Here is a 24,252-nt window from a genome sequence, read left to right as displayed (position 1 = left end):
CCCATAAGAGATTGCGATTGAGCACCTCGTTGCGCTCACTTCGCTCAGTGTTTTGGGATTGGGCCCGAGGAGTTGCTCCCCTCAAAACCATCGACAAGCCCAATCGCCCAAAACCTTAACTCAATAAACCCTGATCGTATCCGACGAACTCTCAGGGCTTCGGATTTTCTCGAAAGGATGATTCGTGCGCACGAGTTTGCACCCTCTGTATAGAGTTATCGACAATTTGCGTTGATTTGTTGCGCCCCAAACCGATGCGGCTGCGCAAGATTCATGAATAGCCCTTATATTTCGGCAGGTTGACGAAGATCCACATTTAAAAACAAGGCCCAATATCTGATCTTGCCGGCGTCAAATCGCGGCCCGGGTCCCAGCCGAATTAGAACTCAATTCATATCGCAAAAACGAGAACCCCTCGAAGTGATAAGTGCGCCTTGCACCCGCCGCGTCCCTACAGCTACATTGTCGACGTTGTTTCCAATCATTTTAATTTTTTCGGATGAGGCATCATGCATATTCCTGAATTGATTCGATTAAAGCGCGACGGTCACAAACTTACCGCTGAGCAGCTTCGTGCTCTCATTGACGGCTATACCGCGGACAAAATCCCCGACTATCAAATGTCGGCGTTTCTGATGGCGGTCTTTTTTCAATCAATGGATCCGGAAGAGCTGGGCACCTGGACCGAGGCGATGCTGCACTCGGGCGAGGTTCTGGACCTGTCTGCGATCAAGGGTGCGAAGGTCGACAAACACTCGACCGGTGGCGTGGGCGACAAGGTTTCGCTCATCCTCGCTCCGCTCGCCGCCGCTGCAGGCCTGAAGGTTCCGATGATCTCGGGGCGCGGCCTTGGGCATACCGGCGGAACGCTCGATAAGCTTGAGAGCATCCCGGGATTCAACGTCAACCAGACCGTCGAGACCTTCCGAAAGCATGTCGACGAGATTGGCCTGGGCCTGATTGGCCAGACCGGCGAGATTGCCCCGGCCGACAAGCGCATTTATGCGCTGCGCGATGTGACAGCGACCGTCGAGTGTATTCCGCTCATCGCGAGCTCCATCATGAGCAAGAAGCTGGCCGAAGGCATCGACGCGCTCGTGCTCGACGTGAAGGTCGGCAGCGGCGCGTTCATGAAAGAGGTCGACCAGGCGCGCGAGCTTGCCGAGACAATGATCTCGATCGGCAAGGCAATGGGCACGCCGGTGCGCGCGCTCATCAGCGATATGGACCAACCCCTCGGGCTGGCCATCGGCAACACGCTGGAGGTGATTGAGAGCATTGAGACGCTGCGCGGCGAAGGCCCTGAGGACCTCACCGAGCTCACGGTTGAGCTGGTCGTCGACATGCTCGACGCCGCGGGCAAGGTCGATGACCGCGCGCACGCCAAAAAGATGCTCTACGCATTGCTGAAAGACGGCTCCGCGCTCGAAGTCTTCCGCGAGATCATCATCGCCCAGGGCGGCGACGGCAGCGTCTGCGACGACCCCTCGGTGATGAAGGCGGCCGACACCAAGATCACGTTTGACGCACCTCAGGGCGGCATCATCGAGCATATCAACGCCGAACAGGTGGGGCTTGCTGCGCTGGAATTGGGCGCCGGGCGACGCACCAAGGAAGATGATGTTGACCACGCGGTCGGGTTAATCCTGAAGAAAAAACGGGGCGCACGTGTGGAAAAAGGCGAGCCGATCTTGGAGATTTATCACAACGGAACGGGCCTGGAGAAATGCATCGAGCGTCTCCACGCGGCCTTCCAGATTGGCGAAGGTCCCGCACAAGACAAGCCGCTTATCTATGAGCGCCTGAGCTAATCACCGCGTCGGCGCGCAGCAGAGTATAAAGGAGCCCGCGTGGCCTGCCGTTTCGGCAGGCCACGCGGGCTTTTCGATGCTAGTTATCGCCTTGCGCAGGAAAGCGAAGCGGCGCCAGATAATAGAGAGTATCTCGTCGGGTCTGGCGGCGAATATGAATCCCGGCCAGGTCCAACTCCTCGATAAGAAAATCGCAGTCCTTGAACCCAAGGGCGCGCGCGAGGTGCTCGGAAGCGATCCCGTCGGCGTGCTCGAAGATGATCTCGAGCGCCTCGTCGGCCGCTTCGCTGATAAATGGGAATTGAATCCCCTTGTCACCGCTGCCTTCTACCACGCCGTCCCCCCGGCTTATTGGACACGCCAACGCGCGCTTCCACGTCGATTTACACTCGTCTATTGGCAATTTAGACACATCTGAATCGTTGCGCAGAAAAAGACTTCGCGGGGCGGCCCTCCCCCGCTCAGTCAGTCGCGGCACCGGCGGGGAAGATGATCGTGGAATATTGCGCGTAGAACTCACGTTCCGCCGCGCTCTGGCGCTCGAAACACGCGCATAGGCGGTCAAACTGGGCCCGTACTTCAGCCAGCCATTGCCTATCCAGGGTCAAGTTCGCGTCGTTCAATAGCGCGTCAAAGTGGCGATGCTGAGCGATCAGCTTCGCGTTCTGCTCATGAATCGCGCAGACCTCTTCGAGTGAGTCCCCCAGAATACGGGTGGCCTTCAGGAGCAACGAACATTGCTGCTCGTGAACGTATTCGTCCAGCATCTGGCCAATGCGGCGGCTATAGTTTTTGAGCTCGAGAAGTCTCTCAGCGTCATTGAGCAGCGATTCGGATTTGCAGTGCAGGGGCTCACGCATCACCGAGATATGGGCATCTATCTTCGCGTGCTGCAACGTGAGCTGCATTGAGTAACTCATGAAACGTCTCCTTCTTCATAGCACCACGCGTGCAGGACGCCGTAGGCCGGTGTTGAGTGTGATGCAGAGATAACGCGGTATCGCTCATAGATATTCCATCGCGGCCCGCACCCGTGCCCCGGGTCGCGCGCGTTTGAGCCCTCATAAAGCTTGGCACCAACGCGTCCACCGTCAAGCCGACCGAGTCGCCCACCAATTTTGTCTCATGCGAACCAAAAAAGCCGCCCTCCCGATGTCGGAAGGACGGCTCTTAAAAACGCTTCTTATCAGCGACCCATCAGGTCTTTTTGGACTTCCTCAATTCCATAAGAATGAGCTTAACCACAGCCTTCAGGGTCTCGAAGACGCCGGGGCCATCCGGGGCGACCGCGCAGGCCTCGAAGTCCGGGTATTTCCCGTCCGGGTTAAGGTCCGCGCGCAACTCCTCCAGCGGCATCGCCGTGGGCAAATCGCGCTTATTGTACTGGATGACCAACGGAATCTTGTCGATATCGTAGCCGTATTCGTGCAAATTCTCTTTAAGATCTTCCAAGGAGATAATATTTGCTTCTTTACGAGCGCGCTGGCTATCGGCGACGAATACAACCCCATCGGAGCCCTTCATAATCAGCTTCCGGCTGGCGCTATAAAAGAGCTGGCCGGGAACCGAATAAAGGTGCAAACGGGTCTTAAAACCGCGGATGGCGGGCAAACTCAACGGCAGGAAGTCAAAGAAGAGCGTGCGCTCTTGCTTGGTCTCCAGGTTGATCAGTTTACCGCGCGCGTCCGGATTGGTACCCGAAAAGATGAATTTGATATTCGTCGTCTTACCGCAGAGACCGGGACCGTAATACACGATCTTGAGGATGATCTCACGCTGAGCCCAATTGATGAACGACATAAGAACCTTTCTCGTGGCTGAGCAACGCTTGTGAAAAGCGGCTCGTCGGATTCCTCAGGAATTTTAGCGGTTCGGCGCGGGGGGCGAAATCCCAGCGTTGCCAAAGCTATTGAACGCGATGTTTATACCACGTCCAACAAACCTGTCATATTCCTTTCTTGGTGACGCCCGTACTTTACGCTTCTAAAGCTTTAAAATGTATCATTAAATAGGCTGTCGATGTCATCGTCGCTGATGCCACCGAAGATATCATCATTCTCTTGCCCAGACTCTTGGCGACGCTGGAGCGAGTCGAGAACTTCCTCAATCTTGGGATAGGTTCGCTTAACACGCAAGCGCACTAGACCCTGATTGGAGCGTTCGTCGAAAATGACAACTAAAATAAGTTGGCTACGGATTAACGACACATGCAGGTGAATGTCGCGCCCCTCATGAAAATGCACGGGGAACTCTTCCTCACCGATCATATTTGCCAATCCGCCGGTCGCCGCGGTCGCACCTGCGACCAGGGACGCGAGTCCGGTGGTGTCAATTTCGCCCATCTCTCCGGTGGAGGCAACGAGTTGCCCGTCCGGATCGACAATGAAAATGGCTTTGGCAAGGGCATCGCGCACCAGTCGCTCAATAATCGCTTGAAGCTGGTGGGCTTCTTCCTCGTAAATAACCCTCTGACCACTAACCATATAGGAACTCCTGAGTTCCCTCATTTATCGGGAGCGAATAGTTCTGAATACCGCGCATAAAACCCTACCTTGACCGGCCCGCTTTCTATGCCTTTCGACGCATCAGCACTGCGACCGATTACGCGAGAATCAACTTATCTCGGACCCTAGCACACAAACCAAAGTCTGCGCAATTCAGTCCTCACAAAAGGCGGCGCTCACTCAGCGCGCGCGACAGGGTCGACTTGTCGGTATATTCCAATTCGCTGCCGATCGGAACCCCCGACGCGATCCTCGTAAGGCGAACGCCCAGGGGGCGAATCAGCCGGGATAGATAGAGCGAAGTTGCCTCCCCGTCGATCGACGGACTCGTGGCAATGATAATCTCGGTGACCCGGTCTTCTTGGTCTGCGTCGGCGCCATCATACCCCGCGGACTGAGCGTCCGCCGATGGGTCGGCATCACCGGGCAAAACACATCGCGCGTTTTGCCCGGGCTCCAAACGCTGGAGCAACTCCATAATATGCACATCATCGGGACCGACCCCCTCCAGCGGACTGATGAGCCCGTGGAGGACATGGTAGGTGCCGCGAAACTCGCCGGTATTCTCGATGGCGCGCAGGTCCGGGGTATTCTCAACCACACAGATGATGTCGCGGCGCCGCCGCGGCGAGGTGCAGATCGAGCAAAAGGTCGCATCGGTGAGATTGCAGCAGCGCTGACACATCCCGACCTTCTGCTTGATCTCGACCAACGCCTCGGCCAGCTCGCCGGCGATCTCGGCGGGCTGGCTTAGAATAAAGAACGCCAGGCGACTCGCCGTGCGCTCGCCCACGCCGGGAAGCCGGGCGAACGCGTTGACCAGGCGAGTGATGGGGTCGGTGGGTTTCATGCAACCTTTTGGGTAGATGCGACTTAGAACAAGCCGGGGATGCTCATGCCACCGGTGATCTTCTCAACTTCTTCGTTCATCATGTCGCCGGCGAGTTTCATGGCCTGGTTGACCGCGCCGAGGATCATCTCCTCGAGGACTTCGACGTCATTGGGGTCAACGACGTCCGGGCTGATCTTGATCTCGACGAGCTTCTGGTCGCCGGTCACCACAGCCGTCACCACGCCACCGCCGGTGGACGCTTCGATCTTTTTGTCGGCCATCTCCTCTTGGACCTTGCCGATCTTGGACTGCATTTGCTGGGCCTGACGAACAATATTATTGAAGCCACCTTTCATGATATTTTCCTTTGAGTTTTGAAATTCTAGTTCGGGTAATAAAAACTCTCCCGGCGCTTATAGAATAGCTCGGGCGTGGCGTAAACAGAGGATAGGCAGAATTGACCGCGCCGCCAGCGCGCCGCGCCCGCCCTCTTTTCGACGCCCTACGCTTTCCAGCTGCGCCCAAGCTCCAATAATATGGGCGCAAATCGTGCGACGCCAAACGCCAGGCAGCGCTCATCGACATTAAAGTTCGGGGTATGCAGGGCGTTTACGATGCCGCGCGAGGCGTCACGAATCCCCAGAAACAAATAGCAGCCGGGCACCTCACGCGAGAACGCGGCGAAGTCTTCGGCCCCCAATTGCGCCTCATGGGAGACGATCTCTTCGGCGCCAAAACGCTTGACTAACGCGTCGACCGTCTGCTTTTGAAGCACCGGGTCGTTGATGACCGGACGCGCCCCCTGGGTGATCTTAACCTCACAAGAGGCGCCAAAACCCTCGCAAATATTATGCGCGATTCGGCGAACCTGGGCGATCGCGAGGTTCGAGTCTTCCTCGGCGAAGGCCCGCACAATGCCGGTGAGCTCAGCGCGGTCGGCCAGAATATTATAGGAATTGCCCGCGCGAACCTGACCAATCGTCACCACACAGGCGCGGCGCGCGTCGACGCCCCGGCTCACGATCGACTGCAGCGCGCAGACCAGATGCGCCGACACCAGCACCGCGTCGACCCCCTCGTGCGGGTACGCGCCGTGAGCCTTCTGGCCGTGCACCGTGATCTCGACCAGGTCCGAGCCCGCCCACACGCCGCCGCTGGTATAGCCGATCTTTCCCACGTCGAGCGTCGGCATACAGTGGAGCGCAAAGATGGCGTCGACCCTGGGGGCCTCGAGCACACCGGCGAGCACCATTTTCTCGGCGCCGATCGGCTCATCTTCGGGGCTGGCCTCCTCGGCCGGCTGAAAGATGAACTTCACCCGCCCGTGCAGCTCCCCTCGCCGCGCCTGCAACTGCGCCGCCAGCCCCAGCCCGACGCTCGTGTGCACGTCATGCCCGCAGGCGTGCATCACCCCGGGATTGGTGCTGCGATAGGCAACCTCGTTGCTCTCCAGGATCGGCAGCGCGTCGATATCGGCGCGCCACCCCAGCGTTGCCCCGGGATGTGCGCCTTCAATAAGCGCGACCACACCGGTGCCGGCGACCCGCTGGATATCCGCGACGCCCATCGCCTCGAGTTGCGCTTCGATATAGCGCGCCGTCTGCTCCTCTTGGTTCGAGAGCTCCGGGTGCGCGTGCAGATGGCGCCGCCAGGCCACCAATCGCTCTTCGGCAACTTGACTCAGCCCACTGTCGACTGAAATATCAGACTCAGACATGATAGAATGTAGCTCGCTCATGGCGAAAAACTCTTAAATATTTCGTGGATACGCGTCGTATAAATAACACGCAAATGAATGCGCGACGATACGCCGGGCTTTTCGAAGATACAATCGAAGCCAACTTTACCATCCAGACTGTTGGAATATGTATGAAATTTGCCCCCCGAAAAAGCGCCCACCTGACCTGCCGCGTGGCCGCATTAAGTATGTTTGCCCTCTTAACCTGCGCTGGCTGCGCGACCTCAATGAGCTATAGCACATCGCCCCAGACGCTTGAGCCCGGCGAGGTCTCGGGCGGGATCGCCGGACAGTTCTCCCTGAACACCACGGTGGTCGACAAGGGGATCGACACCCTGAAGATCGCGGGTTATTACGCCACCGACTCCGATGATCTCACCGAAGAGGAGTATCGTGAATTGCTCGACGCCGTGGTGGCCTACGCGCTATTTCGGCCCAGCGTCGCCGGCGAGGTGGCGATGCGCGTGGGTGTTTTTGAGGGTGCAGACGTCGGCATCCGCTATAACGCGAGCATCCTGAAGGGCGACGCGAAGGTTCGGGTCTGGCAGTCGCCAGACGAAAGTTCGGTGGTCTCGGTGACCGCCGGCATCGGCCAAGGCGGCAGCCTGGGCCCGTCGAACCTGAAATATATTACCTGGCAAGAGTTTAGTCGCTTGGACGCCGAGTTATCGATCATGTACGGCTACGAGGAGGCGGACTTCTTCCGCGTCTACGCCGGCCCCCGCCTGATTCACACCTGGCTGACGGTTGACCCGGTGCTCAGCCCCGAACTCTTGGAGCGAATTCCGGAGGAGTACCAGAAATATCGCCCTGACCAGTATTTTAGAGACGAGAATATCCTGTATCTCGGCGGGACCATTGGCACGATGATCGGGTATAAATGGATCTGGCTGCACCTGGAAGCGACCGTGATGTACACCCTATTCAACCCGTTGATTCTCGATCGAAAGCGCAACTTAAGCGGGTTCACTGTCGCGCCGGTGGCCGGAATTAGTGTTGAATTTTAAACGTCGGTCACCAAGATTGGCACACGCCAATTTTGCGCGCAATTTCGTCGCGTGAGACTCGGCCTTCACCGGCCACCTACCCCTGAGATATGGAGCCCCACGCGCATGGATGCTGCGACGGCCGTTCAAAAACAGACCCCCCAGGCCGCGCTCAAAGCGCGTTTTGGATACGATAATTTCCGCGGTGGCCAGCTCGAGGTCGTCGAGGCGCTGCTGGCCGGCGAGGATGTCCTCGCCGTGATGCCGACCGGCTCGGGCAAAAGCCTGTGCTTCCAATTGCCGGCCTGCATGCTCGAGGGGACCGCGCTGGTCATATCGCCGCTCATCGCGCTGATGAAAGACCAGGTCGACGCGATGGAGCAAGCGGGCGTTTCCGCCACGCAGATCAACTCATCGGTCGATTATCCCGAGCAAATCCGGCGACTTGAGCGCATGGTCGCGGGCGACTACGACATCGTTTATGTCGCCCCGGAGCGGTTTCGAAACGCCGAATTTCGCCGGGCGATCGACCAGATATCGATCAGCCTTCTGGCCATCGATGAGGCGCATTGTATCAGCCAATGGGGGCACGACTTCCGCCCGGATTACCTGAACCTCGACGCGGTGCGCGAGCAATTGGGTTGCCCGCCGACCATCGCGCTGACCGCGACCGCGACCAGCCAGGTTCAGGAAGATATCCTGGAGCAATTGGCGATCAGCGACGCGCGGCGCGTCGTCTCGGGGTTCGAGCGGCCGAATCTCTTTTATGATGTCATCGAGGCGGCCAGCCACGAGGAAAAGGTCTCGCAAGTCGAGCGCCTGCTGCACCAGCGACGCGGCGAGTCGGTGATTGTCTATTGCGCCACGCGCCGCCAGGTGACCGAGGTCACCGAGAGCCTCAAGAGCCACGGCTGGCTGGCCTCGAGCTACCACGCGGGGCTCAACGATGTGGCGCGCGCCCAGGTTCAGGACGGCTTTATGGCCGGCGATTTGCCGATCTTGGTGGCCACCAACGCCTTCGGCATGGGCGTGGATAAGTCGGATGTGCGTACGATCTTTCACTATAATATCCCTGGGAGTCTTGAGGCCTATTATCAGGAAGCAGGCCGCGCCGGGCGTGACGGAGAACCCGCCGAGTGCGTGCTGCTCTATAGTCGGCGTGACGGGCGCATCCATGACTTTTTCACGGATAACTCATTCCCGGAACAGGAGCTTGTGGAGCGCGTTTGGCTGCTCCTATTTAAGCGCGGCCTGGACACACACGCGCTGAGCGCCGATCAGATCTGCGACCATTTGAATCGTTCGGGCAAATCGGGCCGCGTGCATTCTTGGGGGGTCGCAACGGCGCTGCAATTGCTCGAAGAGGCCGGCCATATCCGGACGGGGTTCTCGTCCGACGGACCACACGCAGGCGAGGCCTGGGTGGAAGTCCTGGACCGCGCGCGGCTGCGCGATCTGCGGGTGGATTGGGAACGACTCGCGCGCCAGCGAAAGCTGGCCAAACGCCAGTCCGCCGACATGCGAAATTATGCCCTGGATCGCGGCTGTCGCCAGACCAGCCTGCTGCGCTATTTTAATAGTAAGCCCAGCTATAAGGGTGGCTGCGGGCATTGCGACCGCTGCTGCGGACACCTCAAGGTGGGGCGCCAGGGACGCGGCGCGCGCTCCGCATCCGATGATACGGCCGAGACGGTCGTGCGAAAGGTCTTAAGCGGCGTGGCGCGCGCCCGAGAGCACGCCACGCCGGTTCGCGTCGCCGCGATGCTACGCGGGTCACCCTCTCAGCAGCTGCAGCGCCTTGGGTTGGATAAAGTCTCGACGTTTGGGATTCTGGACTATTTGAACCAGCAGGATCTCTTCGATCTTATTTCGGCTTGCGCGGAGGCGCAGTTGATTGAGCCAAGTGGCGCCGCGCGCGTCGAGTTGAGCGAGGTCGGCGTCGAGGTAATGCTTGCCAAACGTCGTGCACCGTCGGCCCTTCTGCGCATGCTAGAGCCCGCCTAACTCATCGACCAGAGCGATGGATTGGCTGCACCTGCGCGAAGCTTAGGGGCGGAATACGGAATCGGAACCAGCCCCGCTCGCCCGGCCATCTACCCACGGATAGCCAGCCTCGATCACATCAAGCACTTCGCCAAACTCCTCCAGGTCATAGGGCTTTCGCAGATAAAATTCACTGCTCATCGGCGACGAGTTTTCGACGCCGAATGAGCCCACCTGACTACAGAAAAACAGGCTGCGCAGCGCCGGCGCGTAGCGTCGCAAAAGTTGCCTCAGCCGCTCGCCTTCCATGCCCCCAAGGCGCTCGTCACACACAAGCAAATCAAAGCCAAAGCTCGCTCCTTTGACGAATTCGATGGCCTCATGCGGAGATTGTAGCGGGGTGACCAGATGCCCTCGATGCTCCAGATTGCGCCGCAATAATCGGAGCACAAGCGAGTCCTCGTCCACCAGGAGAATCCGCATCGGGGTCGCGGTCTGTGCTCCCTGGGAAACCGCCGCGATGGCCGCGGCGCGGCGCTCGAAGGCCTCGAGAATTCGTTGGCGCAAGACGTCCGTGCCGAAATGGGTCGAGGTGTTCAGAAAGTCGGCCGCCCCGGCCCCCAGCGCGCTCTCGCCCTGCTCAAGGTCGCTCCCCATCACCAGAATCGGCATCTCATCGGAGACGCGCTGCAAACTCTTGAGCCCCGCAAAATCGGCGGGTTGATCGCCCTTGGCACTGCTACCTTCGCCGCGCGCCAAATCAAGGCTCAATAAAACAACATCGATCGGCACGCCCGACAGGATTTGAACGGCCGACCATATCTGGCGCGCAGGTGAGACCACAAAGTCTGCGGGCGGCTCCTTGAGCGCGCGCCGTGTCGCGGCGGCCTGACGTGAGTTCGCGTCAACGACCAACACACGAATCGCTGACTGCTCGACCGATTCTTCTTTTTCGCTTTGTAATTTATTGGAAATAAGCATCTCCATTTACTCCACGAGTCATCAGGTTAATAGAATCCGAGAAGACGTCGACCACTTCCCCCCAGCAACCCACCATTTAGGACACACTGCGCATGCGGTAGCCGACGCCTGGGACGGTCACTAGCAACCCCGGTTCAGCCGCATTTTGCTCAATTTTACGCCGCAGATGAGCCATATACACGCGTACATAATGATCGCGACCCACGCAGTCTTTGCCCCAAACCTCTTCGAGAATCTCCCGGTGCGTCAGGCTCTGGTTGAGATGTTTGATAAAGATCTGCAAGAGTCGGTACTCCGTGGGCGTCAACTTGATCTCTTCGTCCCCCATAAATATCTGGCGCGATGCACGGTCCACGCGCAACTCGCCGTTGACGAACACCGCGTCCGCATCGTCGGGTTGAATCCGCGCGCCGTGACGCAGGCCCACGCGCACCCGAGCCAATAGCTCCGCGGCGCCAAAGGGTTTGGTCAAATAATCATCGGCTCCCGCGTCGAGCAGCCTCACTTTAAGGTCTTGAGAATCCTCCCCGGTCACGATCACAACCGGGGTGTCCGTCCAGGTGCGCAGCCGGCTCAAAACCTCCAACCCGAGGATATCGGGCAAACACATGTCCAATAATATTAGGTCCGGGGTTTGCTCCGCTGCCTGACGAATCCCCTCTTCCCCGGCCTCGGCCTCCAAGACACGATAGCCGCCGGCCTTCAGCAGCGAGCGTAATATCTCGCGCATATTCGGGTCATCTTCGATCAAGAGGATCAATGGGTTCTTTGCAGACATAAGTATCGGGGGTTAACGACGGTAATAAATAACATCCAACTAATTTTGCGCTTCCAAAATGACGCCATTCGAGATCTAAGATCTCGAATTTAATCCCACATCGTGGTTGAGTTATTGCTTGTACTGATAAATATAGCAGCTATTGAGCCGAGCGGCCACATCATTCTGAAATAAAGTGACCAGGGGCCACCGAGTGCGTAGCATTGTTATCGCGTCATTCGTGCTCAACAATCACGAAAAACTCTCCTTGGCGGCGTATATATGGATGAGTTCCCTCACCTTAAACCGCCGTGGACGCTATACAGGTGCCTATTAGAGTAGCGAACAATGTGAATTCTGCACGTTAAAATACTGTAAAAAGGCGGCCTAAAGCGTTGGCGCGCGTTATAATGTTGCAATTTGGCCGCTGGCGTTTTAGCCACGCGCCTGCCGAGCGCGATCGGTAACACGATTCGCCAAAATCACGACGCATCCAATTCTTCTCCCCCAGGAGCGACCCGATGGAAGACACCAATACCTATATCGCGACCCACTACCGCGAAGATCCCGACACCGGCCGCGTGGCACAACTTCGGCTGCTCGTGCGCGACGCGTCCGGGGAATTCGAAGACCGAAAGCTGGTCGAACGCGCCGAGATCATCGAGCTATTAAAAGACGACAAGCTCATCTTCGTGTGGGATTACGAAGCCGAGAATATCGGGGAGATGATCGAGCTTATCGGTATCAGCGGCGAAATCTACCTTCGCCTGGATGAGGAGCGCTTATGCGCCGATAACCTGGGCGACCTCCCCAGCGTCTAAGCTCCCCGGGGGCCGACACTGAGGCGGCTTCGTCGGTCAGCATCACGAGTTGCCGACGGGTGTAATCTCATCCCACATCTTCCACATCGCCTCCACGGTGGGCGGGATGCTTCGGAGCAGCGCATATTCGTCGGTGTCGGGGAATTGAGCCACATCGACCGCGGGCAGGGGGCTGCCAATGAGCGGCAGCACGCTCCGGGCGCTCAGGATTGTATGGGTGCGCTCAGCCGTGATCTTAGCCTCGGGTTCTTCAGGGTTTTGGGACGCGATATCGACCAGATATTGGGCGAAGGTATTGCGCGTGGTCAACGGGGCGAGGCGCGCGGCCATCACGGCATAGTGCGGGGCATGGGATGCTCCCGACAGGAACACGCCCAGGATTTCTCGCACCAGATCGACCCGTCCACCGAAGGTCGCCATCGCCGCAGCGACCAACTTCGCCTGCGGCTCTCCGACCCGCAGCGCCCGACGCAAGATCAGGTCGGACGCGCCTGTCCCGGCCACCGCTTCGCTCAGCTTCGCCGTGAGTTTGGCCAACTCCTCAGCGACCATCGCCGCCGAAGCATCCCCCGGCGCTTGCAGCGCCGCGATCAACGCCGGCGACTCCTGCAAAATCTCCAACCCCTCGCCGCGATCGCGCGCATCTTCTGCCCGCGCCACCCAGTCGGACCATTGCGTGCGCATCGCGCTCACGAAGATCGGCGCCGGGTCGGTCTCCAGATAATTCCTTAATAATTGCAGCGCCGCGTCCTCTTTCTCGACGCATTTCGCCACATATTTTGCGGTCAATTCGTATTTACGCCGCTCGGCGTCGAGGCGCGCTCGCGTGCGGGCCTTAAGGCTCGCCAGCGGTCCGTAGGCGCGAAGCCCAAGCTGGGGCATCGCGCTAAAGAACGCCTCCACCAGCGTCGTCTCCAACGCCTCGGGGAGTCGATTATCGCGCTCTAAGCGCACCAGCATGGGGTGTTCCGCGATATATAGCAGGAGATCGATATTCGGCGCGCCGTTGCCGAGCAACGCCGAGATATGCGCGGCCTCGAGCGCCGGGGAGGCCAAGATCTGGTCGATATGCTCCGGTTCAAGGCGGATGGCAGTGTTTTCAGCGGGCTCGTCGTTCTGATTTATCTTCTGATCTTTCACGTTTTTTCCACAAATTTGGCCGAAAAAAAGACTCGCACCGATGGTGCGGTGCGTCTCAAATGTCCCGGCGGCCCAAATAGGCCGACCCCACCTGCGCAGGCCTCAATGGCCGATTCTCCACTAATTTAGAAACAATTTCGAGAAATTGCCGAAAACAATAATAACGGGCTTGCGACGTGGCGCGCCCGAAAACTCGAATATGAACCAAGAATATGGAGATATAAAGATGCGCGACTTCGAGACGACAAATGCTTCGAAATTCGAAGCATTACAGCTTCCCATCGCTAACATGCCAGACGTTTATTGGCACCTGAATTTCGCCGAATTAATGGAGCAATTCCGACGCCTCGGCGCGCGCGCGCTGAAGCGCAATCCCTGCCCATCATTGGCGCGCATGCCGACGGCGACGATTCGCGAGATTCAAAGAGGCCCGGTCCCCCGAGGCAGCGGCGAGGCGGGGTTGCTCCGCCTGCAAACGTCGGTGCACGAGTTTGCGGCTTTCGCGGTGGCCAATTCCCGCGGACATAGCCTGATGGACTGTGCCCTGCTGCAATCCGACGCCCTCCCCGGCGAGGTTCAGGCATATTTGCCGGCGCTCGCAGCCTCCGCCTGGGAACTCTACGAAGTCGTGGGGCTCCCATCCCCCGGGGCGCCCCATCGGGTTGAGTTGCGCCGACTTTGTGACGAGGCCTTCGTCGAGGTCACCGCGCTGGAATCAGACTCAAGCCCGCAGATCGGCGAAATCGCCGCCTGGCGTGTCTTCGATGCCGGCGGGTTCCTCGCCGCGCCCCGCGCGCTCCAGCTGCCAAAGGACTCGGTCGCCACGATTCTCAGTCAACTCTCCCTTGAAGCATCCGGGTGGGGGAACCAGCCGCAGGCCCGAAGGGACTATATGCGCGAGCGCGGCGAGCTTCTGTTGATAAACCATTGCATTCGCTCGATGAGGCATCGCCATTGCGAAACCCGAGAGCCGGCACCCTCTCGAAAGGTCGACGCGCTCGTCTCCCCGTCGGAGTCTGACCTACCCAGCGATTGTTGGCGACGCCTCGCCCAGGCCTTCTCGGTCCTCGAGGTCTCGGCCGCGAGCCGCCCGGGCGTCGCCTTCCCGTTTCCCTTCGCGGTGGGCGATGGCCAGGTCTTATGCCTTGAAGAAGCCGGCGAGTCCTGGGTCGCGACCCTCTTCGACTCAGCGCGGGCACACAAGCAGTGGAGCGCGGTCCAGCAATCCTTGGCGCGCACCACGCATACCAAAGACGCGGCGGGCCGACCGCTGCGGGCAGTGCCGCAGCTCCGATGCTGGCGCGCCCGCGCCGAGGAGTTGAGCGACCTCGACATCGATTTTTTGCGCAGCCTGCGCCTCAAGCCGCTGCGAAATGGCGCAGCCCTCGCGGTTCACCTCGACGCAGACTGGCGCTGGCACGACCTCGACCCGCGCCGCATCGACCGTCTCATCGACGCGCTACACGTGGCGTCCAAACAACTCCGCACCGGCGAGGGCCTGGCTGCGTAGAAGATGCAGCGCGTGCTGCCGACCGGCCTATGCGTCGATCGACAGCACGCGCACCCCAAGGCGCTGCTCCACGAGCACCAACTCCCCAACCCCCACCCGAACCCCATCGACGACCAGATCGACGCCGTCCTGAATACGCCGCTCGAGCTCGAGCACATAGCCCGACTGAAGCTGGGCCAACTCGGACATCGACAGCGTCACCTGGCCAACCGCGATCAGAATATCGACCTCGGTTTGCTCGAGAATCGGAGCCATCTGAGCGGCGTCTTCGCGCTGTTTTTGAATCTCTTCGGAGGGCATCATTTTTTCCTCGGTTATTTTGGAGATATCGATGGCCTGGGTCGGCATCGCGGATGATTTTTTCGCGGGCGTGACGGGCAGATTCGCGCCGAACTCAAGCTCCCAGGGAACCTGCGCGTTGGGACGAATCCGACATGGAAAGTGAGCCCCGGCCAGCCCGCTCAGATAGGTCTTCCCTGCCGGCGAGGCGTCTCGGCCGCCGGGGGGATAGCCGGTGACTTCGGCGGCTGCCTGGCCGAGTTCAAAGCCGTGCCGCTCGGGCAATAGAATGTCGCCAGGGGCCAGGGACCGATAGTCCTGCGCCCCCAGGGTAACCCGCGCCGCCTCGACCTGAAGTCGAGTTCGCAGCGGCGCCAGGCGCGAATGGACAAGCCGGCGACGTTGCCGATTGAGGTGGGTGCCCCGGGTCACGAAGATCTCCATCGACTGGACCATCGCCGACGGGACGTAGATGCGCACAAGCCCCGCGCTGCTGGGCGTGCTCACCGCGTAGACAAGCTCAACGATCTCGGCCTGCTGGCTCAATTGGCGCGCGATGACGCCCATATCCGGAGCGCTCGCCGGAATACTGATCGGCGGCAAACCCCGCGCGCAGAGCCAATTGAGCAGCTCCAATAGAACAAAATTCATCAGCCCGAAATCGCGCGGCGTCACCGGCAGAAGACTTCGCACCTCGGCCGGCTCGTCCTCCAGAAGCCCTTCGAGACAGCCCTGAACGAGGTTCATATCAATGCTTATCACCCCCATATCGGGGTCGGGCTCCAGGGCGAAGCTCGTCGAGAAAGCCCGGTCGACCGGCGCGTTGAATTTCGCCCCGGCATAGGTCCGCGACGCGTGGAAAAAGACATCGTAGGGCGCACCGAGGACCGTGGCGAGTTGGTCGGCCAACGCGTCCAGAAGACGCTCTCCGGGCACCGGCGCACCGAGCAGCCGCAGCAGGCGATTCCCCCAGCGAACCTGAGAGGCGCGCAGCGATTCGAATGCGTCGGGCGTCAGAGGATGAATGACCTTTCGCCGCGGGCGCGAAGGTGAGCGGGGCGGGGATATTTGGGGACTTTTCATCGCTGCGATTCATCGGAAAGAAGGAAAAAAACGATCGCGCTCAAATAGACCTAGACGATCTCGATGCTTGAGAAGCTCACGCCATTCCTGGCAGCGCTCTCGCGAAAGGTGTCGCGCTCCTGGCGCAGGTCACGGGCCAGGTCCTGGTTCTCGGGCCGCATGCGAAGCTCGTAGCCCTCTCCGCGGCGTCGCAGGCGGACACGAATCTGGCCGCGCCCGGGCACCTCCAACTCCATCAACATCACCTGTCGCCCTGCGCTATCGGTGCCGATATGCGTCTTCTCAACCAGCGCCCGCGCGATCTTGGCGACCTGCTCGCGCCGCTCCGCTTGATTGGAGGACTTTGTGGCGGCCGTCTCGACGCGAGGCTCACTCCCTGGCTGTGCCTGAGAAATACCGCCGCCTTCGGCGCCTGCCGCGCCGCTAGCCTCCTCAAGCGCCGCGCGGCTCGTGGCGGGGTCGCTCTTTTGCGCATCTCTGGCTCCCAAGGCTGATTGATTCGCCCCGGGATTTCGTCGCGCGCCCTGCTGCTCAGCGGCGCGATCCTCCATTTTATGATGCACCTTCTGCTGAATCTGCTCGTCGCGCTTCGCGCCGATCTCGCGGGCGGTCTGGGCGCGCTCGCCCTCCCCGGCTTCGCGCCCAACCCGATGCTGATGCCCCTCGACCTGGCGCTGTTCCACCCGCTTTTCGCGGTGCCCCTCCCCGACCTGACGCTCCGTGCGCGCACGACCGGACGCCTCGGCCTGCGCCCCGATCTGCACCCGACCGTCTCGCAGCTTTTCTCCGAACGCGCCTCGACTTTTGCCATCCGATGAGGCGCCTGCTTTTTGGGCGAGCATGCTTTTGAAGTCGAGGGACTCGGACTTTTTTGATTTTGACGGTGAAGGGTTCTTCGCCGCTTCATTTTTTCGCGCGGCAATCAGCGTTTCTTTTTGGTGATCGATCTTCAAGGTTCTGCCCTCTCAATAAAGTGATGCGCGGTTTGCTCCTCTATTGTTTTCGACAAAACCGGAGGATCTGTTGCGTAGATCGCAAAAATAAATTTCGGAGCGTCCGCAGGCCCCCCCAAGAAAACAAAGAGGCATCAACAACTTAGGAGTTGTTGATGCCTCTGGGACCAAACACGCCCTTCTGTTTTAGAGCGGTGGTGCTATGGCCTTAGAATTGCGCGACTCAGTCTTTCTTCTTCGCCGCGGTTTTCTTGGTGGTGGTCTTCTTCGCCGCCTTTTTGGCCGGCTTCTTTTTCGTGGTCTTTTTCGACGTAGACTTCTTCTTTGTCGTCTTCTTTTTAGTCGCTTTTTTGGTCGTCTTGGTGCCGGTTTTAGCCCGACGCTCCGCGATCAACTCAAGCGCCCGCTCGAGGGTAATCTCGTCCGGGTTGGTGCCCTTGGGAAGCGAGGCGTTCGTCTTGCCAAGCTTCACATACGGACCGTAGCGCCCGTCGAGCACGTTGATCATGTCGCCGCTGTCGGGATCTTCGCCGATCTCTTTGAGCACCTTCTGGCCGCCGCGGCGAGCCTTGGGTTTATTCAGGATGGCGACCGCCTCTTCGACGCTCAGGCTAAAGACCTGCTCGGGGTTCTCGAGGCTGCGCGAGTTCTTGAGGTGACGCAGATACGGTCCATAGCGACCAATGGTCGCCTCGATCGGCTCGCCATCTTCGGGGTGAGCGCCGATGATGCGCGGCAGACGCAGCACCGAGAGGGCCTCGTCGAGGGTAATCTCCTCGGGGTGAATATGCTTGGGAACCGACGCGGTCTTGGGCTTAATCGTCTTCGGCTTTTTCTTGGGCTTCGGTTTGCCGTTCTTATAGAAACCAGGATCTTCCGGCTCCACGATCTCAGGCTCACCGAGCTGCAAATAATGCCCGTAGCGTCCGGTATTGACGATGACTTCTTTGCCCGTTTCGGGGTCGACGCCCAGGGATTTCGGCCATTGAGCGCGCTCGGCGTAGAGCTTCTCGAGGTCCTCCATCGTGAGGTCAGCCGGCGGAATATCCTCGGGGACGTCGGTCTTTTTGACCTCCCCGTCGCTCTCCCACTCGGCGTAGGGACCGTTTTTGCCCACGCGCAGCACGGCGTCGAAGTCTTCCAGGTGGACGATGCGCGCCTCGCCGACGTCGATCCCTTCTTCACCGGCCTTGAGCTGGTCGTTGAAGGCACCCTTGGCACGATAAAACGAGTGCAGATAATCGACCTTGCTGGTCGCGCCTCGGGCGATCGCGTCGAGGTCGTCCTCCATGCTCGCGGTGAAGTCGAGGTCGACCAGGTTGCTGAAATGCCCCTCCAACAACTCGATAACGGCGAACGCCGTATAGGTCGGCACGAGCGCTTTGCCTTTTTTACGCGCGAATCGCTCGTCACGGGTGATCTTGCTCATGATCGAGGAGTAGGTGGACGGGCGTCCGATGCCTGCTTCCTCGAGCGCCTTGACCAGCGACGCTTCGGTGTAGCGAGCGGGCGGCTGGGTCTCGTGGCCGCTGGCGTCAACCGCGGTGCAATCGACCTTGTCGCCTTCTTTCATTTCGGGAAGGAGACGCTCGCGCTCAGCCAATTCGGCCTCGGGATCGTCGCTGCTCTCGAGGTACGCGCTGATGAAACCGGCGAAGTCGGTCTGCAGACCGTTGGCCCGAAAGACCAACTCTTTGCCGTCGACTTCAGCCTTAAGGTCCACCGAGGTGCGGGTCTTTTTGGCGTTGGCCATCTGCGAGGCGATGGTACGCTTATAGATCAGGTCATAGAGCTTATACTCTTGGCCGCGCAGCCCGGTGTTTTTGGGCTCCACGAAGGTCTCACCGGCGGGACGAATCGCCTCATGAGCTTCCTGAGCGCCCTTGGATTTCGAGGCGTAAATACGCGGCGCATCGCTGACGTATTCGGCGCCGTACAGGGCGGTGGCGGCGGCGCGCGCGGCGCTCAGCGCCTGCTTGGACAGGTTGGTGCTGTCGGTACGCATATAGGTGATGCGCCCACTTTCGTAGAGGCGCTGCGCGATGCTCATCGCCTGGCGGGCCGACATGCCCAGCTTACGGCTGGCCTCCTGCTGCAAGGTGGAGGTGATGAACGGGGCCTTCGGCGAGGTCGTATACTGCGATTTGGTGACCGACAGGACTTCCCACGGGCTGTCCTTGAGGGTGTCGAGCAGGCTCTTCGCCTCCTTCTCGCCCAACAGCAGGACGTCCTTGCCCTCGATGATCTTACCAGTGTCTTTGTCGAAGTCCTTACCGGTCGCCAGGCGCGTGCCGTCGATGGAGCGCAGCGAGGCCGGAAAATTATTGCCGGACTTGTCGAGCTCGGCGTCGATATCCCAATAGGAACCGGTGCGGAATGCGCGGCGCTCGCGCTCGCGCTCCACCAGCAGGCGCACCGAGACGGATTGAACACGCCCCGCCGACAGCCCGTATTTGATCTTCTGGCCCACCAGCAACGAGAGCGGATACCCGACCAGCCGGTCCAAGATTCGGCGCGCTTCCTGCGCCTGAACCAGGTCCATATCGATGTCACGGGTCGCGCTCAGCGCGTTCTGAATCGCCGACTTGGTGATCTCATGAAAGACCATGCGGCGGGTCGGAACCTTCGGCTTAAGCAACTCAACAAGATGCCAACTGATCGCCTCTCCCTCACGGTCTTCGTCTGTTGCGAGGTAGAGTTCATCAGCATCTTTGAGCTCTTTTCGCAGCGCGGCGACCGCCTTCTTGGAGCTCGCATCCTTGACGACATACACAGCTTCGAAGTCTTTCTCGGTATTGACGCCGAGTTTGGCCCAGGGTTCGGAGCGATATTTCTCCGGCATTTGGCTGGCATTATCGGGCAGGTCACGAACATGACCCACCGATGCAAGCACACGGAAGTCTCCGGAAAGATATTTCTCAATCGTTTTCGCCTTGGCTGGCGACTCGACAATAACGAGTTTCGACATGCGGATACGCTCTCAAATACAAGGACTTTGAACACGGTGAAATCGACCGCGATCGGGCCAAAAACCGCAATTTTCACGGTGACCCGGTTTGCGTCTGACCGCTTCATATGGAGGATGAACAGGCATTTGTCCAGCGCCCATGAAAATCAGCGGGCGCCGCGATTCCAAGTGCTAGTCTGCTTTCCCGGGTGGTTTATTGCCCGCGGAATTGCCGCCGAAGGGGTCTTCGCCGGATTGCATCTTCTCGTAGAATTCGCGCATTTGCTCTTCGATCTGCTCGGTCGACATCTGCGAGAAATCGATCGACTCAAGGGCCTCAGCGTCAAGTCCGTCGACGTTTGGGATCATCCCGGGCGGCATTTTCTTCAGGATACTCGGCGCGTTCTTCATCGCCATCTTAAGGAATGGCTTAAATCTCTTCTTGATCTTCCCCGAGTCGTCAAAGACCTGGCCGAGCAAGGTCATGGGGTCGAAATCACCCATACCGGGCGGCATCGTCGGGCCGGCGCCGGGGGCGCTTGCGGGCTGCTTTCGCGCGGAAGACGGCGCGGCTTTGGGCTTCGGGCTGGGGGTGGCGCCGGGCGCCGGCTTAGGGCGCGGCTTTGGCTTCTGCGCCTCGATCGGCACGTTCACGCGGGTATATTGGGCCGAGATCTCGTCCAAGACCCCCTCGAACCCGGGGGTGCCGAGCAGCTCATAACAGGGGCCCAATAGGAAGAAAGGAAGCTCGGCGGGCGCCTGCTGGGCGCGGTCGAAGTCCTTATGAGACTCTTCCTCCATATCACTGAAATAGCGCGCGGCCCCGCGCACCAGGTAGGCGTCCGACAGGCTCGGGTCGAGCTGCACGGCGCGCTCGGCGGCCTTGAGCGCCTGGCTGGCCTTCTTGGCCGCCAGTTGAATATGGGCGAGCTGGACGAAGGCGAAGGCGTCGTCGGAGTAGATATTGGAGGCGCGGATGGCGTCGGTGCGCGCCGGGCCGAGGCGGCCTTTGCGCAGGTGCAGATGGCTGCGAAGCAGCAAGGCTTCCAGCCCCTGGTCGGTCTCAAGCGCCTCGTTGACGAGCTCTTCGGCCTTCTCATTTCGCCCCTGCACCAGCAGGATTCGGGCGTATTGAAGGGCGTATTCCGGGTCTTCGTCACGCTCACGCGCCTGGCGAATGTCGCGCTCAGCCTGCTCGAGCTGCTGCATATGCACGAAAATATCGCTACGCAGCGCATAGAGCTCGGGGTCATTGCTATTGAGGTTGATCGCGTGGGTGAGGTCCGAGCGGGCGTGGTCCACGGCCTCGAGATCGACCAGCGCCAGCGCGCGCCCTTTTAGGCTGGAGATAAAATCTGGGTCACGAGCCAGCGCGCTGTTGAAGAAGTCGCGGGCGACCGCCGGGCGCTCGTCGGTATAGTGGAGCCAACCGGCGACATCGAAAGCCTCGCGGGTACGCCACCCGGCCTCGAGCGCCTGGTCGATATACTCGCCGGCTTCGTCAAACTCGCCGTATTCTAGATGCTGCTCGGCATAGACAAAATAAAGCGCGCCCCGCAGAAGTTTGGACTCCCGCGCACCGCGCTCATCGCTCGACGTTTCAAGCTCGCTCAGGGTCGCCTCGAAATAATCGAAGGCTTCCTCAGAATTGTCCTCCAGGCCCAGGTCCTCCAGGCGTTTGCAGATCGCGTGGAGTTTTTTACGGCTGCGCTCAGAAAGGTCGACATCCTGAGATTGAGCGATCGAGCTGGGGTCGAAACCAGACATATTTTTTCCTCACCAAGACGTGAAATAGCACAACCCAAAAACGTGGGCGATGGGCCCACGCTCGGGTTCTTACACATTATAAACGTAGGGGACCGGGTTGCTATTTCATGGCATCCCTGGCGACGCTTGGCGCCGCCCGCGCGCTGTTCATTGCGCGGGGCGGCGCCCCAAACGTCTTTAATTCGATCAGGACTCGGAGGCCTTGTCGAAGAGCGCGCGCACGGCGCTCTCGCCGTTGAAGCCAATCTGATGACCGGTCACGTCGGCGCCTTTGAGGGCGACGAGCATCGGGATGCTCGAGACGTTGAAGGCGCGGGCGATGTCGGGCTGCTGGTCGACGTTGACCTTGCCAACGCGGACCTTGCCTTCGTATTCGGCGGCCAACTTATCGAGCACGGGTCCGAGCGTTTTGCACGGGCCACACCAGGGTGCCCAAAGGTCCACGATGACCGGCAATTCGCTCTCTTCGACTTCTTCTTTGAAATTTGCTGCGGTGATTTCGAAAACAGACATTACGTCCTCCTTGTTACTCTGAAAATGAAACCTGGAAATTCGCGCTTCGGCTGGTGGCATTGAAAGCAGCCCGCTCTGGGCCACTTCAACCTGTTGGATGCAGAACCCGGCGATGGGTTTCAAATTAAGTTCGCCCGCCGCCGCATCAAGGCATTAAACCGACCAATTCTCGATAATCTCGCGCATGCGCAGCATGAACTTATCTGCGCTCGCCCCGTCGATGATGCGGTGGTCAAAGGACAGGCACCACAGCGAGGTCGGGCGCACCATAATGGCGTCGGTCTTCTGGTCGACGACCACGCGCTTCTTAATCGCGCCGGTGCTCATAATCGCCGCCTGAGGCTGGTTGATGATCGGGATGCCGAACTCGGGGCCGAAGACGCCGTGGTTCGACAGCGTGAAGGTCCCGCCCTTGACTTCGTCGGGCTTGAGGCGCTTGGTGCGCGCGCGCTCGGCGATATCGTTGACCGCGCGGGCGACGCCCAGCAGGCTCAACTCATCGACGTTTTTGACCACCGGGACGATCAGGCTCTGCTCGAGCGCGACCGCCATGCCGATATTGATGTCGCCGCGGTGCACGATGCTCTCGCCGCTCATCGCGGCGTTGATCATCGGGAATTCGGCCAGCGCCTGGGCGATGGTCTTGACCAAAAAGGCAGTGAAGGTAAGCTTCACGCCGCGCTCGGCGAATTCGGCCTTGAGCGCCTTGCGCGCGGCCACGACGCGCGAGAAGTCGACCTCGTGGATCGTATAAGCGTGCGGGCTGATGGCCTTGGAGGCGATCATATGCTCCGCGATCATCTTGCGCTGCGGGGACATAAATTCGACGGTGTCACGCTCACCGATATGCACGTCGGGGGCGTGAATCGCGGGGCGCTGGGCGGCGGCGGGCGCCGGGCGAGGCGCGCTCTTGTGGCGCCCCTGGTCGATCCAGGTCTCGATATCATCGCGGGTCACGCGGCCGGACAAGCCGGAGCCGGGGATCGCCGAGAGATCGGAGATGCCATGCTCGTCGGCGATGCGGCGCACCAGCGGGGTCGAGCGGGTACGGCGCAGCTCGGCGCGGCTGGGAAATTCACCGCTGCCGGCGCCGTCTGCGGCCAAGTTTGCGCGCATCGGCGCGGCGCCGCGGGCAGGACGCGCGGCTTCGGCTTGCGCAGCAGGCTCGGCCTTTGGCGCGGCCTCTTTGGCCGACTCGACCACTTCACCGGGCTTCGCCTCGCTGTCGACGATCGCGACGAGCGTATTAATCTCGACCGTCTGGCCGGGCTCTACGAGCTTCTCGACCAGCACGCCGGTTACGGGGCTGGGCACCTCGGCATCAACCTTGTCGGTCGTGATCTCAAAAAGCGGCTCGTTGCGCTCGACCTGGTCTCCGACCTCTTTGAGCCAGACGGTCAGGGTCCCTTCGGCCACCGACTCACCCATCTGGGGCATAACGACTTCGGTTCGCATTTCTCGAATCCTTCGCTGAGTGTAATTTTCTTCCAACATTCTGACAGAACGGGGCAATCTTTATCACGATGTTCCAAAGACGCAACAGCCCCGGTTGCCGATTTAGCGCTGCCAATGATAATCTTCTTTACGATGAGCTGTTGCAGCGCGAAATATTATCTCACCGACCTGTTAAGTTGAGTACATAAAACC

21 protein-coding genes are annotated in these 24,252 nt (G+C 59.8%); 5 read left to right on the top strand and 16 right to left on the bottom strand.

Annotated features, from left to right (window positions below; genetic code table 11):
• Positions 1-509 precede the first annotated feature (509 nt).
• A complete protein-coding gene (locus tag DN745_RS01975; RefSeq protein WP_111331675.1) occupies positions 510-1,811 on the top strand; it encodes a thymidine phosphorylase in 1,302 nt (433 codons plus the stop codon).
• Between the two features lie 79 nt (positions 1,812-1,890).
• On the opposite strand, the gene DN745_RS01970 is transcribed toward DN745_RS01975, so the two are convergent.
• From DN745_RS01970 to DN745_RS01940, 7 genes are all read right to left on the bottom strand, one after another.
• On the bottom strand, positions 1,891-2,223 hold the full coding sequence (locus DN745_RS01970; protein ID WP_133621698.1) for a hypothetical protein: 333 nt from the start codon (positions 2,221-2,223) through the stop codon (positions 1,891-1,893).
• A gap of 49 nt (positions 2,224-2,272) precedes the next feature.
• Positions 2,273-2,731, bottom strand: a complete 459-nt coding sequence (locus DN745_RS01965; RefSeq protein ID WP_133621697.1) for a hypothetical protein — start codon at positions 2,729-2,731, stop codon at positions 2,273-2,275.
• A gap of 277 nt (positions 2,732-3,008) precedes the next feature.
• The gene (locus DN745_RS01960) at positions 3,009-3,611 is read right to left on the bottom strand and encodes a GTP-binding protein (protein WP_111331669.1); all 603 of its coding nucleotides are present in this window, start codon (positions 3,609-3,611) and stop codon (positions 3,009-3,011) included.
• A 191-nt stretch (positions 3,612-3,802) separates the two neighbouring features.
• Positions 3,803-4,294 (bottom strand): roadblock/LC7 domain-containing protein, encoded by a 492-nt coding sequence (locus DN745_RS01955; protein ID WP_111331667.1) that lies wholly within the window; start codon positions 4,292-4,294, stop codon positions 3,803-3,805.
• 181 nt (positions 4,295-4,475) lie between these two features.
• Positions 4,476-5,165 (bottom strand): recombination mediator RecR, encoded by a 690-nt coding sequence (locus DN745_RS01950; protein ID WP_111331665.1) that lies wholly within the window; start codon positions 5,163-5,165, stop codon positions 4,476-4,478.
• A 23-nt stretch (positions 5,166-5,188) separates the two neighbouring features.
• The gene (locus DN745_RS01945) at positions 5,189-5,506 is read right to left on the bottom strand and encodes a YbaB/EbfC family nucleoid-associated protein (RefSeq protein WP_420836581.1); all 318 of its coding nucleotides are present in this window, start codon (positions 5,504-5,506) and stop codon (positions 5,189-5,191) included.
• Between the two features lie 143 nt (positions 5,507-5,649).
• Positions 5,650-6,885, bottom strand: a complete 1,236-nt coding sequence (locus tag DN745_RS01940; protein WP_111331661.1) for a M20 metallopeptidase family protein — start codon at positions 6,883-6,885, stop codon at positions 5,650-5,652.
• A gap of 227 nt (positions 6,886-7,112) precedes the next feature.
• On the opposite strand from DN745_RS01940, the gene DN745_RS01935 reads away from it, so the two are divergent.
• Both DN745_RS01935 and DN745_RS01930 read left to right on the top strand, forming a co-directional pair.
• Complete coding sequence (locus DN745_RS01935; protein WP_111331659.1) at positions 7,113-7,892, top strand: hypothetical protein; 780 nt, start codon at positions 7,113-7,115, stop codon at positions 7,890-7,892.
• Positions 7,893-7,997: 105 nt separating this feature from the next.
• On the top strand, positions 7,998-9,875 hold the full coding sequence (locus DN745_RS01930) for a RecQ family ATP-dependent DNA helicase (RefSeq protein WP_111331657.1): 1,878 nt from the start codon (positions 7,998-8,000) through the stop codon (positions 9,873-9,875).
• Positions 9,876-9,917: 42 nt separating this feature from the next.
• Here the strand turns inward: DN745_RS01930 and DN745_RS01925 are convergent, their stop codons facing one another.
• Positions 9,918-10,835, bottom strand: coding sequence for a response regulator (locus DN745_RS01925; RefSeq protein WP_162687394.1), 918 nt, complete (start codon positions 10,833-10,835; stop codon positions 9,918-9,920).
• A 76-nt stretch (positions 10,836-10,911) separates the two neighbouring features.
• A complete protein-coding gene (locus DN745_RS01920) occupies positions 10,912-11,613 on the bottom strand; it encodes a response regulator (protein ID WP_111331653.1) in 702 nt (233 codons plus the stop codon).
• 500 nt (positions 11,614-12,113) lie between these two features.
• Between DN745_RS01920 and DN745_RS01915 the strand changes: the two genes are divergently transcribed.
• Positions 12,114-12,413 (top strand): hypothetical protein, encoded by a 300-nt coding sequence (locus DN745_RS01915; protein ID WP_111331651.1) that lies wholly within the window; start codon positions 12,114-12,116, stop codon positions 12,411-12,413.
• A gap of 42 nt (positions 12,414-12,455) precedes the next feature.
• On the opposite strand, the gene DN745_RS01910 is transcribed toward DN745_RS01915, so the two are convergent.
• Complete coding sequence (locus tag DN745_RS01910; RefSeq protein WP_111331649.1) at positions 12,456-13,553, bottom strand: hypothetical protein; 1,098 nt, start codon at positions 13,551-13,553, stop codon at positions 12,456-12,458.
• Positions 13,554-13,842: 289 nt separating this feature from the next.
• Between DN745_RS01910 and DN745_RS01905 the strand changes: the two genes are divergently transcribed.
• Positions 13,843-15,063, top strand: coding sequence for a hypothetical protein (locus DN745_RS01905; protein ID WP_133621696.1), 1,221 nt, complete (start codon positions 13,843-13,845; stop codon positions 15,061-15,063).
• 27 nt (positions 15,064-15,090) lie between these two features.
• Here DN745_RS01905 and sctQ read toward each other — a convergent pair whose 3' ends face one another.
• The 6 genes from sctQ to DN745_RS01875 all read right to left on the bottom strand — a co-directional run bounded on the left by sctQ (position 15,091) and on the right by DN745_RS01875 (position 24,060).
• Complete coding sequence (gene sctQ / locus DN745_RS01900; RefSeq protein WP_111331644.1) at positions 15,091-16,425, bottom strand: type III secretion system cytoplasmic ring protein SctQ; 1,335 nt, start codon at positions 16,423-16,425, stop codon at positions 15,091-15,093.
• A 50-nt stretch (positions 16,426-16,475) separates the two neighbouring features.
• Positions 16,476-17,267, bottom strand: coding sequence for a flagellar hook-length control protein FliK (locus DN745_RS01895; protein ID WP_133621695.1), 792 nt, complete (start codon positions 17,265-17,267; stop codon positions 16,476-16,478).
• Between the two features lie 334 nt (positions 17,268-17,601).
• Positions 17,602-20,346 carry a type I DNA topoisomerase gene (gene topA / locus DN745_RS01890; RefSeq protein WP_111331641.1) on the bottom strand — a complete coding sequence of 915 codons (2,745 nt, stop codon included), beginning with the start codon at positions 20,344-20,346 and terminating at the stop codon, positions 17,602-17,604.
• 171 nt (positions 20,347-20,517) lie between these two features.
• Complete coding sequence (locus DN745_RS19790) at positions 20,518-22,092, bottom strand: tetratricopeptide repeat protein (protein ID WP_111331639.1); 1,575 nt, start codon at positions 22,090-22,092, stop codon at positions 20,518-20,520.
• A 186-nt stretch (positions 22,093-22,278) separates the two neighbouring features.
• On the bottom strand, positions 22,279-22,605 hold the full coding sequence (trxA, locus tag DN745_RS01880) for a thioredoxin (protein WP_111331638.1): 327 nt from the start codon (positions 22,603-22,605) through the stop codon (positions 22,279-22,281).
• A 153-nt stretch (positions 22,606-22,758) separates the two neighbouring features.
• Positions 22,759-24,060: a dihydrolipoamide acetyltransferase family protein gene (locus tag DN745_RS01875; RefSeq protein WP_162687393.1), complete on the bottom strand. Its 1,302-nt coding sequence runs from the start codon at positions 24,058-24,060 to the stop codon at positions 22,759-22,761.
• Positions 24,061-24,252: the final 192 nt, after the last annotated feature.

It is taken from the genome of Bradymonas sediminis, from assembly GCF_003258315.1.
In the GTDB taxonomy this organism is placed as follows: Bacteria; Myxococcota_A; Bradymonadia; order Bradymonadales; family Bradymonadaceae; genus Bradymonas; species Bradymonas sediminis.
Note: the sequence above shows the minus strand (reverse complement) of the source record. Positions and strands in the feature narration are given on the sequence as shown.